Raw genomic sequence first — 12,464 nt, 5'->3', positions numbered from 1 at the left:
CCGATTATTTCGCCGCAGTCGAACCGATAACCGCCTGAATGTCGTTGTTCGCCTTTTCTTCCGCTTCCCGCAGCGCGGTGTTCAGATCCGCTTTCCCCAAGATGACATTTCGGTAGGCCGTGACGAGCGGAACTACGATTTTCGTATTGTATTTCGTGTACAGGGTAGGGTCCGCATACGTTTGCGGGATGAGCGCTTTCGAGTTTTTGCCTTTCAAGTCAGAGGTTTCCGAGCCGAAGGCGGCGCGGATCGCCTCGTTTTTCAAGACGGTCGGGTTGCCCAGCTTGCTTCGCGACATTTGCACTTCGTCGGATAAAATATCGGTCATGGCCAAAAAGGCCTCGTCTCTGTGTTTGCTTGTCGCCGATAGCGCGTAGTAGACGATATCCGGGGCCGAGCCTACTCCCGGCTTTTCCTTGAGTACGGGGAATGTGGCGGCATCCCAATTGATATTCAAGTTTTGATGGGCTTTCGGAAAGTCCGAGTTCATCGTAACGAGCATCGCCAGCGTCTGCTCCTTGAAGAACATGTCCGCCTGCTTCGCGTCGGCCATATTGTCCGCCGTCGGATCGTAGCCGGGAATTTGGAACATCGGGATCAGCTTCGACAAGTACCCCTTCCATTGATCGTTATTGATCGTCGCTTTGAAGGTGTCTTTCTGAATCATATTGTACGAATACTGGTTGAGCAGCATCGTATTGCCGAGCGGGCGAATGCCGAATCCGCGGTATTGCACGCCGCTTTCGTTTCGGGTCAGCTTCCTGGAGGTCTCGAGCGCATCGTCCCATGTCCATCCGTCCTTCGGGTAAGGAACCCCGAACTTGTCGAACAAATCTTTGTTGTACAGCAAGCCGAGCGAGTTTACTTTGAACGGCAGGCCCGGGAGCTTTCCGTCGCCGATGCTGCGAAGTACGTTTAGAGCAGCAGGCTCGAGCCTGCCCAGGTCAAACTTGTGCTTCGCGACCAGATCGGTAATGTCGCTGTCAAGCTTCAAGTCCTTGATCGTCATCATGCTCGAATTGATCGCAATAAACACGTCGACATCCATCTTCGTGGCGACGATATCTTCCGGCGTCGTCCCTTTCGTATTTTGAACGAATTTGAATGTAAAGTTCGGATACTTTTTCTGGATCAGTCTGCCGTGCTCCCGCATAAATTCCTCGTAATTCGAATCGGCGTACATGTAATAAAACGTCAGCTCTACCGGCTCCTTCGCTGCCGCCGGCGGATTCGAGGCCCCTGCATCTCCGGTTTTGGCGTCGACTCCCTGGGCTCCCTGTCCGCTGCATGCCGCGGTCAAGGCTGTCATGAGGAAGAGGCTTGCAATTTTCCAGTTGCGAGACATGTTCTGATTCCTCCAAGTAGTAGTTTCGTTCATAGCCGTACATAGGCTAGTATAGAAACCATATGTAATATTGTCTACAATATTACAATTAAAGATTTTGTAAATCCTCCTCTTCTTGAAGGCATCGTCTGGACAAGAACGGGAAACTGTCACGGGATACGTCCGTTTTATATGGGATTTTGTCCGGTGAAAGCGGTGGCGACTCATTTGAGCCGCTGGGCGGCATGAAGGGACTCGGTATGGCGATGGGGATGTGCAGGAAATGGCCGGGAGGTGTTGCAAAAGGGACTGCGATTGGCGAAACATGCGAGACTGCGGGAGCCCGCAGTCTATTTCGCTGACACGGCAGGTTAGTAACGTTCGCGGGCTTAAAGGAGTGTGGTTTTCCTTTGATTTTTCGTTTTTTTGATCGGGGCAATTAATTCGCCCGGCGTAATCCCCCAGTACGTGCGGAATACCCGGATAAAGTGACTGGGGTCCTTATAGCCGAGCGCCGCCGAAACCTCGATAATCCGTTCGCCCTCAAGCAGCAGCCGTTTGGCCCGCTGCATTTTTTTCTCCAATACATACGCGGAGAAGGGCATCCCCAGCTCTTTTCGGAACGTGCGGCTGAGGTGGGACGAGTTCACATGCAATAACTCCGCAACGGTCTGAAGCGGAATATCGTGGGCCGGCGATTGTTCGATAAGCGCCGTTACTTGCCGGATCAGCGGATTTTTCGCCGGCGCGGGTCCAACGCGGAACTGATCGGCGAACTTTTGCAAGACACGGCGCAGCAGAGACAAGGTTCCCTCGCTGAGCGTCAGCAAAGGCAAATGGATCAGCTCGTTATAATCGTCTCCGGCTACGTCCTTCATTCTCCAGCCGTTTCGTTCGGCGATTCGGATCAACGTTCCGCTTACATAAAGCAAATACTCCTTCACTTCGTTCGTGTTCCACCCGAGTTCCAGACGATTTTGCCAAATCGAATCAAGCGAATCGTGCAGTCGGCTCAGGTCCCCCGATACAAGACCGACTTCCAGCTCCCGCTCCCACACGCTCCATATGGATTTGGAATCCGCCGCGCGGCTGCCTGCCACTTTCCCGTCCGCCGTAAAGCTCCTGCGTTCGGTTGCATCGAACAATACGTCGATCCGGAGAGGAGCCTGCTTCGATTCGTCTTCCTGCGCGAATAGATGGACTTGCCGCAGCTCCGGGTCGAAATACCAGCCTCCCGGGACATGCTCCCCGTCCGGCCTAAGATTCCATTCTTTGAGCGGTTGTCCGTTGACCGAGAGCTTGTACGGCTTCCCCTCCAGGTGAACGTACAACCGGTAGCCGCGATTTTGCGGCATGCCTTCGAAGCGGCCCGATCTCGGCTCGATTTGCACCGTAAAGCTTTCCTCCCCAGCGTGAATGCTCAGCTTCGTCTCGGACAGCTCCCCCTCCAGGTAGCGGTAGGTAATCCCGTCATCCTCATAAAGCGTAAATTCCCCCGAAGCGCAAGGGTATAGATGCACGCCAATGTTATCCGGCAAGACGGTCCCGACGCACTCGACTTCCGGCCATACGGGTATAATCGCGCCGGCTCTCACGAATAAAGGGCCTCCGGCTTGTTTCGGAACGGTGTAGCGGAGCTCCTTGGGCCCGGTATGCCGCTCGCTCGTCCAGTAATCGATCCAGGTTCCCGCCGGTAAATATACCGTTTCGCCGAATGCGGCTACGAGCAAGGAGTCGCCGAGCATATACTGATGGAACAACTCGTCGCTTCTCGCATCGTTCGGAAAACAAAGCGGCATGGCGCGAAGGATCGGCATCCCCGTGCGGACCGCCGTATGCGCAGCGGAATACAAGTAAGGAATGAGGCTGTAGCGCAGCTTGGCGTAACTGCGGAACAACTGAAGCAGCTCCGGATTTAGCAGGCAAGGATGCTGCCAGTAAGCGAAATTGTTCAGGTGAGACCACGGCTGCAAAAAACCGAAGTGAATGCCTTCGGCGGAGTGAATATCCATATCGCACGTCGTATGGATATGACCGGACAAGCCGTGATTCAGCATCGATACCAGCGATTCGGCCCCTCCGCCCGAGGTTCCCGCCCATGTTGCGGCATACTGCTGGATTCCCGTATAGCCGCTCATGGCATAAATCATCGCCCTGCGGCCGGTTTGCTGCTTGAACCCGAGATGCATCTGCTTGACGAGCAGCAGATGATACAGATTGTGGATTTCGGCGGGACTCATTCCGTTTGCCCATTCCCGCTCCGGCTCGGCTATCGGTCTGTGGCCGCCGTCCAGCTTGAAGGCGGATACGCCTTGCTCGACGAATTTGGCCAGATGGGTATACCAGGCTTCCTCCCGTCCTTCCTCGCTCGCAGCTTGGCCGGTTAAGAGCAACTCCTCGTGCCGGCTTAGATCGTAATTGCAGCATAGCCATAAACTTAGCTTGAAGCCGATGCGATCCAGAGCGCCGAAGAACGTTCGGGGCCCTTTCGAAGCCCAGGCGGGAATGGAAAAACGTTCGGGGTGCCACTTTTTCTCCTTGGAATGATCGTAGTACGTCTCCATCCAGCCCGGCTCCAGCCCGAGCGTATCGCACGGGATGCCGGCTCTGCGGAAGTTCAGGGCGTCCTCGACTACGTCCCGGGCATTCGCCTGCTGATTGCAGGAGAAGGTCAGTCCATACGCCCATAGCGGCAGCAATGCCGGCTTCCCGGCAATATCGGTATAACGGTTCAAGAGCTGCGCGTACGGTTCGCCCGCAAACAAATAAAAGTCCGGTTCACCGCCGTCGCACCTAATATGCAGCAGGTCCGAGACGGAGCCCCCGATGTCGATGCATTGCCGCCAAGTCGTGTTGACGAGAAGCCCCCATCCCCGGCTGCTCATCAGAAAAGGGACCGGCACGTAAGCGTGCTGCGGTTCGGCGTGCATGTAGGCAATATGGCCTCTTTTTTGAATCCGGCTTCGAGTTTCATCGCCGAGTCCGTATAGTTTTTCATCGTCGCTGAGTACAAACTGCATGGAATATCCGTCAGCGGAGGATAGCATCGGCGAAGCGGCATGCTGCAAAAGCGGCTGTCCATCCGGGCGCAACAACGCGATCGTGCCGTCTCGTTTATCGATTTGGAGAGCGGCCAGTTCGGAATGGAGCGTTAGGAATACGCTTTCATCGAGAGCCGAATAGGCTGCAGCGGTCTCGGGAGAGGGGAGGATGCCATAACGATTCAAAGCAGGCTCCGGGAAATCGTCGCATTCGCTCATACGGATGCGAAACGTGTGGGCATTCCATACATGGACACGAATCCAAGATCCGCCTAAGGTACGAAACTGAACATAATCCGGCGAAGTAGGCAATTCAACACTCCTCCAGTATAGGAAAAAGGTGTAAACGGGACCGCGTGCAATAATCATACCATAGTGCTCCAAACTCAGTCATCCACGTACCGTAACATGCAATGTACGCACCTTGAGGGGCCGGATGGCGCTTTATACAATAAAGACAGCCAAATAAAGGGGGGATTAAACCGCATGGTCGAGCATCAAACGGATGTAGTTCTGGACAACGGCGGGATCGTTCGCGTGGAGCCTTTATCCGGGCCTATATTCCGCATCCGCTACGGCTTCCAGGAAAGCTTCCCGGAAGCGACAATGATCCGCTACGGCATCGTCAAAAACGAGTGGCCGCAAAAGGACTTTTCACGGGAAGAAAGCGGCGGCCGGGTTATATTTCGAACATCGCACGCCGAATTGTCGATAAGCAGGGGAGATGGGGGGATCGTTTTTCGCGATCGCGAAGGAAAGCGCATTCTTTGTGAAGCGGAAGGTCCGAAGCTGAATCGGAACTCGGGTTTTTCGCAGCAGTTTGTGCTGGAAGAAGAAGAGAAGCTGTACGGTTTGGGGGACGAATCCAGAGATGTTCTGCAAAAGCGGGGGCGCAGAGCCCGAATGTGGGTGAAAAACGTCGATTGTTATGCCCCGATTCCGTTTCTGATGAGCAGCCGAGGCTGGGGATTTTTCCTGAACACGACTTGGCGGCACTTCTTCGACCTGGGCCATAGCCGGGATGACCGCTGGCGGGTATCCGCCAAGCGGGGGGAGCTGGACTATTATTGGATCGCCGGGCCGGATTACGCGAAGCTGCTCGATCGGTATACCGAAATAACGGGGAAGCCGCATCTGCTCCCGCTATGGGCGTACGGACTTACGTTCGTGTGCAACGAGCAGGAAAGCGCTCGGGAAATGCTGGACGATGCGATGCGGTTTCGGCAGCTCGGCATCCCTTGCGACCTGATCGGGCTGGAGCCGGGCTGGATGCAGAAGCATTACGATTATTCGGTCGACAAGAAGTGGCACCCGGAACGTTTCTACATCCCATCATGGGCGCCGAAGGGTCCTCATACGTTTATAGCCGCCCTGGAACGGCTCGGATTCAAGCTGAGCTTGTGGCTATGCAGCGATTACGATGTGACGTATCAGGAGGAGCGGCTGGCCAGCGCCTCCGGCAGCGAGGCGGGGCAAGCGCAACCCGCCGACGGCGATTTTAGTCCGGACGACTTCGAGCAGGACCAGCGCGCGCACGCTCCCGTATACGCCGACACGCTCACCAAACGGGACGAACCGTGGTTCCGCCATTTGCAGCCGTTCGTCGATCAAGGCGTCCGGGCATTCAAGATGGATGGCGCGAGACAAGTCAACGAGCATCCCGATCGAAAATGGGGCAACGGAATGGATGACGAAGAGGTCCATAACGTTTATCCGACCTTGCTCAATAAGCAGATGCACCTGGGCTTCAAGGAGCATACGGGACTAAGATCGATGATCTATTCGTCCGGCGGATATGTGGGGATTCAACAATATGCGGCGACTTGGGCGGGAGATACGGGAGGCGGTCCCAGACCGCTAGTGTCGATGCTGAATCACGGCTTATCCGGCCATCCGCACGCAAGCTGCGATATGGACGTTTTTACGGCGGACGGGATTCATTTCGGATTTTTACAGCCGTGGTCGCAGGTGAACAGCTGGGCGTATTGGAGGCATCCGTGGCTGCTCGGCGAAAAGCTGCTGCATCTGTTCACCTATTATGCGAAGCTGCGGTACCGGCTGCTCCCGTACTTGTACTCGGCGGCGCATAACGCCGTTCGAACCGGTATGCCGATCATCCGCGCCATGCCGCTCGTATATCCGGACGATCCTCGTTCGGACGAATGTTTGCAGCAATATATGGTCGGCGATTATTTGCTCGTGGCGGCCTTTACAAGGGAGGTTCATCTGCCGGAAGGGGAATGGATCGATTACTGGAGCGGGCGCAGGTACGCCGGACCGCTGGATATTACCGCCGAAGTTCCGGACGATCGGGGAGGGCCGTTGTTCGTGAAGGCGGGAGCGGTCATTCCGACATGGCCGGACATGGATTATGTAGGACACAAGCCGGTGAATCAGATCGGCGTGCACATCTACCCCGGGGCGGATAGCGAGTTCAGGCTGTACGAAGACGATGGCACAACGTATCGGTATTTGGAAAACGAGGTGGCAACGACGACATTCTCCTGCCGTACGACAGGAAGCGAAACGAAGGTTCGTATTGGCCGCCGGTCAGGGAGTTACGAGGGAATGCCGGCTGCAAGGACGTTCGATCTGCGGATGTATACGGAGCAAGCTCCCGCAGCCGTTTATGTGAACGGCGGCAAGCTTTCCGCGGACGGATGGAGCTTTGAAGACGGAGCATGCCGGCTCCTGATCGCCGAAGACGAGGAACGCGAGTTTGTGGAAGTACGCTTTACCCACCAAATCGACGGGGAAAGGGAAGATCAGAATGTCGAGAAAAACTAGCGCTCTGGCCGCCATGCTGCTCATACCGCTAATTTCTGCCTGCGGGGCCCGAACGGGAAGCGAAGATGCCGGCGGCAAGGCGGAGGAGAACAAGCCGGTTGAGCTTATGTTTTACATGAACTCCATCAGCCAGGCGGAATTCGATAAGTTTTACGTAGAACCGCTCAAGCAAAAGTTCCCGCATATTACCGTCAAAGGCATAGCAGCGGCGAAAGGAAGCTATATCGAGGAGCTGGTGGCAACGGGGACGATCCCGGACATTTTTATCGGGACGAAAGGCTCGATTCCGAATCAGATGAACTCGCTGAAGCTGGTCGAGGATATCGGTTCGCTGGTAACGAGCGAGAAGTACGATACGAACCGTCTCGATCCCGCCACGATCGATATTATGAAAAAAACGGCGAACGGGGCCATCATCGGATTGCCGCTGAATATCAACGTAAACGCTTTATATTACAACAAATCGTTATTCGATAAATTCGGGGTTTCTTACCCGAAGGACGGCATGAGCTGGGACGATATTTACGAGCTGGCGAAGAAGCTGAACCGGCAAGATCAAGGCGTTCAGTACCGGGGCTTCACCGACAGATGGGGCGATACTTTTTTCGCCTTGAATCCGTTCGAGCTGCCGTATTTGGACCCGAAGGAAGAGAAGACGACGTTTCAAAACGAAACTTGGCGGAAGGTGATCGATAACTGGCTGCGCTTTTACACGCTTCCGGGCCTAACCTTTGACGAGAAGACCGCCTCCAAGGAAGCCGACCGTAAGCTGTTCCAAACCGGAATATCCGGGATGACGATTATGCCGCTCGATATTCCGTCCTGGACGTTCGGCTGGGATATCGTATCGACTCCGATCTATAAGGACAAGCCGGGCGTAAGCATGCAGGCCAATCCGAGGTACAACTTTCTAGTCAAAGGAAGCAAAAATCAAAAGGCTGCTTTTCAGGTGGCCGCTTACATGACGTCGGACGACTATCAAACGAAGATGTCGAAGGACGGTTTGTTCCCCGTACTGTCGAACCAGTCGATCAAGAAAGCTTATTTGGAGAACGACCCGCTGTACAAGGGCAAGAACATCCCGGCGTATTATTATCTAAAGTTTGCTCCCGAGCCGCAAGGCCGAGCGCCGGGCCTCGTCAACAGCGTCAATGTGCAGGATAAATATTTGCTGCCTGAGATGATGAATGTGCTGACCGGCAAAAAGGATGTCAATACCGCTTTGCGGCAAGCCGACGAAGCGGCGACGAAAGGGCTCGCGGAAGCCAAATCGAAGTGATCCATTCGCCAATTGCGGGGAGGAATAACGATGAATGAGCCAAACGAACGTGCGGACAATGGACAAGAGCAGGCAGTGGAGTTGATCGAAACTGAGCGGGATACAGCCGCATCGGAAATGTCGGGCGGCAAGACATTCAGTCGCAGAAAGCTGTTGACCTCGCTAGGCATTGCCGGAGCCGCCCTCGTATCCGGAAGCCTCGTCACCCATACGTTCGCCGAGCAAAACGTTACCGGCAGCGTTTACGGGAACGATTGCGATTGCAATGCCGACGACATTTCTTATAGGCTTGCAGCCGGCTTGACTGAACGAACCGTAGGAGATCGGTTGCGCGAATCGGTCAGCGTCAAAGATTTCGGAGCGCGCGGAGACGGTGTCACTAACGATACGGCAGCCATCCAGGCCGCAATCGATTATTTGAACAGCATCGGCGGGGGCAGCCTGTATTTTCCGACAGGCGTCTACAGGGCGACCGGCGTGCAGCTATACTCCTTTATTACGCTAAGGGGGCCCGGGCACAATGTTTGGGGGTTTGCGAACCGGGGGAAGGGTGCGGTCATCAAGTCATGGAGCGCTGGTAAAATTTTTTTCTCGGCTGGGGCAACGGTAGAAAATATTACGTTCGACGGCCTTACCCTGGTCGGTTTGGAATCGTTTGGCACGGAAGACACGCAGGGCATCGTGCTCCATTGGTCAATCGGCGTTATCATTAACAACTGCGACTTTTTCCTGTTCAAGCACGAAGCGTTTTGGCAGCAGGGCGGCGGGACGCTGCGTATGCACAATTGCAAAATTTTCGGGGTTAGCAGAAAAGGCGTCTTTCCCTTTCCGGATGAGAGACGAAGGGCGACCGTTCGCCTGAGCGGGCATGACAATATGATTACAAATACGGAATTCGGCGGGGATTACTCCGGGGATCAAGTGAATTTACCGAACTGCGCCGTTAAGCTGGAGAACGCAGCGGGCAATATGTTCGCGAATTGCGTTTTCGAAGGGGCGGACGTAGGCGTCATGATCGCCGGGCCTGATAACAATTTCGTCAACTGCCGAGCGGATATCAACTACGGGCACGGTTTCTGGTTTACCCGGGAAGATCCGGAGAATGACGTGCCGCCGTGGAGAATTCGCTTGTCCAACTGCTGGGCTCACCGGAATGGCCGTTACGGCCGCAATTTGTTCGATAATTTCCGAATTGAATCCGGCAAGTATATTAGAGACATCCAGATGACGAACTGCAGATCGTCGAATTGGACCCAAGATGCCTGGGTACACCGGTACGGCTTATACGACGGTGCCGGCGATACGCTCGTCGTCGCGTTTAGAGACGAGGGAGCGGCAACGAAATGGTTCGACGGCATAGCCGGGTATTCCGGACCTCAAGCAAGCTTCAAACAGCAGGTCGTAGCATCCAGCGGGACGGCGACGCCCGATGTGACCGGATTGTCCGTCTTGCGGTTCAATAACTCCGAAGCTAAGACGATAGCAGGCTTCCTGAACGGTGTAAACGGGCAGACGCTGGATCTGATTACGGCAAACTCCTACACGAGCATCTCCCATAATGCGGCGATCAAAACGAACGAGCTGGCAACGAAAGCGCTCGTACCCGATAAGCTGTACCGGTTTAAATGTATATCGGGCATTTGGTACGAAACGAATTAAGCTTGCGATTTGAAAAAGGGCGAGTTAGCCATTTCTCATTAGGCGCTTCAGCTCGGAACTTGCGATTCAATAGGTTCGGATGACCGACTGTCAGGATTGAAGCAGGCGGGGGAGGGAAGCGGAAGTGAAAGTTCCGCTATAGCTGGCAAAACGGTGTTGACTGGGCGATAACGGAAGCAAAAGTTCCGTTAAAACCGCCGGTAGCTCGAGTGGAGCCAGGCCAATGGAGCCATAAAGGAAGTGCGGTTTCCTCTATGCAGGCCTAGTAAGCTCGCGAAGCGGCAATAACGGAACTGATGTTTCCGCTAAGACAGCGATAACGGAAGCGGAAGTTTCGCTATCGCTGGGTTAGAATCGTTTTTCGCGATTATCGCCGGGTCGATATACGGACCGTACGCGTCTCGCCGTCCCAGCCTACTGCGCCGCCGAACGCCTCGCCGACGAAACGGGCCGGCGCCATCGTATAACCGTTCACAAGTTGGGCCGGCACCTCCAGCTTAACGGGCTTGCCGTTCACATACGCCGTATCGTCTCCGATCGTCAGCTTAACGGTGGTGCCGCCCTTCTGCCCGACGGCCGTTTTCGTTTCCGCATCCCAGTCCACCTTGGCTCCCATCTGCTCGAAAATCGCCCGTAGCGGCGCCAGCGTGCTGCCGTTATAAATGACCGGGGGCTGCTCAAACGACAGCCCGGCTCCGTTCATCTCGATCGAAATGAGCGAGGCAAGCGGGAACGTCTTCGCCGCCGCCACCTGTCCGCTGAGGTCGTAGATACGTAGCTCCAGCGCCGACCCTTCCGGCACGTCGCCTGCTTGCAGGGACAGGCCGAACGGCGGCTTTGTCTGCGAGGCGATCGTGCGGCCGTTCAGCACGTAGTCGATTTTGCCGATGAACACGTCCGGGATCCGCACGAACGGAAGAAGCGTCGTCGTTTTGGCGAAAGGCGCGGAGGCGTTCCGGTACACGGTTTGCACCGCAGGCTTGGCCCCGGTCTTTACCTCCGGCACCATGTACGGCGCGGCTATCATCTGCTTATACATCTCGAACAACTCCGGATCGTCTTGCAGTAAGTAGTTGTTCGACGACTCCTTGAATTTCAGATCGACATTGAAATACGTCATCGCCTTGAGGCGCGGATACTTCAGCGGCATAATCCGGTACAGGCGGTCCAGATTCAGCATCGCGTACTCATGGTGGGCCTTATTGTCCCGGTTCGTATAGTGCGATACGGCCGTCTCGCTCAGCATGACCGGCTTCCGGTCGGCGTACAGCGTGTACAGCTCCTCCAGTTTCTCGATCTGCGTGCTTGCTAACATGCTTTCGTCCGGATTGCCGTGCGAATAAGGCTCCGTATACAAGCTGACGCCGACCCAATCGACGTACTCGTCTCCGGGGTAGTAGGAATCCATAGTATAGCGCGGCACATCGCCGGGACTCCAGACGAGCGCGACGTTCGGGGCTTCGCTGTGCATGACGTTCGCAACGAGACGGAATTTCTCGATATACCGGGCGGGTTCGACGCTCCAGGGCGTCCAGTCGCCGTTCATCTCGCCGGCAAAGCGCAGGAAAATCGGCAGCCCGTACGATTTGGCTTTCCTCGCCCATTGCCGCAAGTAGTCGTTGTCTTGCACGATGTCAATGCCGGCCAGCGGCTGCCATGCGATTTGCAGCGCTCCGCCAGCCTCCTTCGCATGCTCGGCGTACCGCCACGGAAATTCTTCCCCGTAGGTGGAATAAGCCAAATACATCGAATGATTGCGGCCGTACAGCGAAGCCGACTTGTGGAATTCGTTCCCCATTACCCCGTCCTGCTCGGAGTAAATGCCGAAGTACATGCCGTACTCGGGCTCGAATTTGGCCAGCTTGCCGGACTTCGGCAAATAAGCGGCGACTGCGGATGGTTCGGCGTCCGCCGAGGCGAACAGCTCGACCGTCGTCCGCAGCTGATTGGCGCGTACGATATCGTTCGCTCCCCAGTCTTTACCGTCCTTCAGCCAGTAGTCGTTTTCCAGCTCGTAATAAACGATCGCGTTCTCGTAATCGTGCGCGGCGTCGTAATATTCATTGATTTTACCGGCGTACAGGGCGGCGGAGTTCCAGTCCTGCTGCGCGGCGAAGCGGTTCATCAGGCTGTCCCAGATCGGCACGGCCAGCTCGGTTTGGCCTGCGTTCACATAGGCTTCGGCCCGCAGATGCATATTCCACGGATGCTCTTCGGCCGCATGAACGACCGGCGCAAGAGCGACGGTGGCGGCCAGCAGGCCGCACAGCGACAGCCGGGAGCAGAAGCGTAGCAGCTTCGATGTGTTCGGGCGGCGAGTAGGTATAGGTTTGGACGATTCGGACATGGCGGTCTTCCTTTCCGGTAACGATGA

General features: G+C 55.6%; 6 protein-coding genes. 3 read left to right on the top strand and 3 right to left on the bottom strand.

All coding sequences use genetic code 11. From position 1 onward, the window contains the following. Nucleotides 1-4 precede the first annotated feature (4 nt). Together D7M11_RS07725 and D7M11_RS07720 are read right to left on the bottom strand one after the other, a co-directional pair. The gene (locus tag D7M11_RS07725; protein WP_158606502.1) at nucleotides 5-1,345 is read right to left on the bottom strand and encodes an ABC transporter substrate-binding protein; all 1,341 of its coding nucleotides are present in this window, start codon (nucleotides 1,343-1,345) and stop codon (nucleotides 5-7) included. Between the two features lie 368 nt (nucleotides 1,346-1,713). Then, nucleotides 1,714-4,734, bottom strand: coding sequence for a TIM-barrel domain-containing protein (locus D7M11_RS07720; protein WP_120746589.1), 3,021 nt, complete (start codon nucleotides 4,732-4,734; stop codon nucleotides 1,714-1,716). Between the two features lie 117 nt (nucleotides 4,735-4,851). Here D7M11_RS07720 and D7M11_RS07715 point away from each other — a divergent pair, with 117 nt between their 5' ends. The 3 genes from D7M11_RS07715 to D7M11_RS36870 are packed head-to-tail and all read left to right on the top strand — an operon-like array spanning nucleotide 4,852 to nucleotide 10,090. Next, nucleotides 4,852-7,152, top strand: coding sequence for a glycoside hydrolase family 31 protein (locus tag D7M11_RS07715; protein ID WP_158606500.1), 2,301 nt, complete (start codon nucleotides 4,852-4,854; stop codon nucleotides 7,150-7,152). Further along, entirely contained in the window at nucleotides 7,136-8,431 is a 1,296-nt protein-coding gene (locus D7M11_RS07710) for an ABC transporter substrate-binding protein (protein WP_120746587.1), read from the top strand. The genes D7M11_RS07715 and D7M11_RS07710 overlap by 17 nt, the downstream gene beginning before the upstream one ends. A 30-nt stretch (nucleotides 8,432-8,461) precedes the next feature. Then, on the top strand, nucleotides 8,462-10,090 hold the full coding sequence (locus D7M11_RS36870) for a glycosyl hydrolase family 28-related protein (RefSeq protein ID WP_240040994.1): 1,629 nt from the start codon (nucleotides 8,462-8,464) through the stop codon (nucleotides 10,088-10,090). A gap of 367 nt (nucleotides 10,091-10,457) precedes the next feature. Here D7M11_RS36870 and D7M11_RS07700 read toward each other — a convergent pair whose 3' ends face one another. Next, nucleotides 10,458-12,437: a stalk domain-containing protein gene (locus D7M11_RS07700; protein WP_120746586.1), complete on the bottom strand. Its 1,980-nt coding sequence runs from the start codon at nucleotides 12,435-12,437 to the stop codon at nucleotides 10,458-10,460. Nucleotides 12,438-12,464: the final 27 nt, after the last annotated feature.

The sequence above is a fragment of the Paenibacillus ginsengarvi genome (genome assembly GCF_003626695.1).
In the GTDB taxonomy this organism is placed as follows: domain Bacteria; phylum Bacillota; class Bacilli; order Paenibacillales; family NBRC-103111; genus Paenibacillus_AB; species Paenibacillus_AB ginsengarvi.
The sequence above is the reverse complement of the archived record's forward strand: the minus strand, read 5'-3'. Positions and strand labels throughout refer to the sequence as shown.

Bases quoted from the DNA above. Each gene is read 5' to 3' on its own strand.
- D7M11_RS07710 (WP_120746587.1), top strand. From the start codon at position 7,136: ATGTCGAGAAAAACTAGCGCTCTGGCCGCCATGCTGCTCATACCGCTA.
- D7M11_RS07720 (WP_120746589.1), bottom strand. From the start codon at position 4,734: ATGATTATTGCACGCGGTCCCGTTTACACCTTTTTCCTATACTGGAGG.
- D7M11_RS07700 (WP_120746586.1), bottom strand. From the start codon at position 12,437: ATGTCCGAATCGTCCAAACCTATACCTACTCGCCGCCCGAACACATCG.
- D7M11_RS36870 (WP_240040994.1), top strand. From the start codon at position 8,462: ATGAATGAGCCAAACGAACGTGCGGACAATGGACAAGAGCAGGCAGTG.
- D7M11_RS07715 (WP_158606500.1), top strand. From the start codon at position 4,852: ATGGTCGAGCATCAAACGGATGTAGTTCTGGACAACGGCGGGATCGTT.
- D7M11_RS07725 (WP_158606502.1), bottom strand. From the start codon at position 1,345: ATGTCTCGCAACTGGAAAATTGCAAGCCTCTTCCTCATGACAGCCTTG.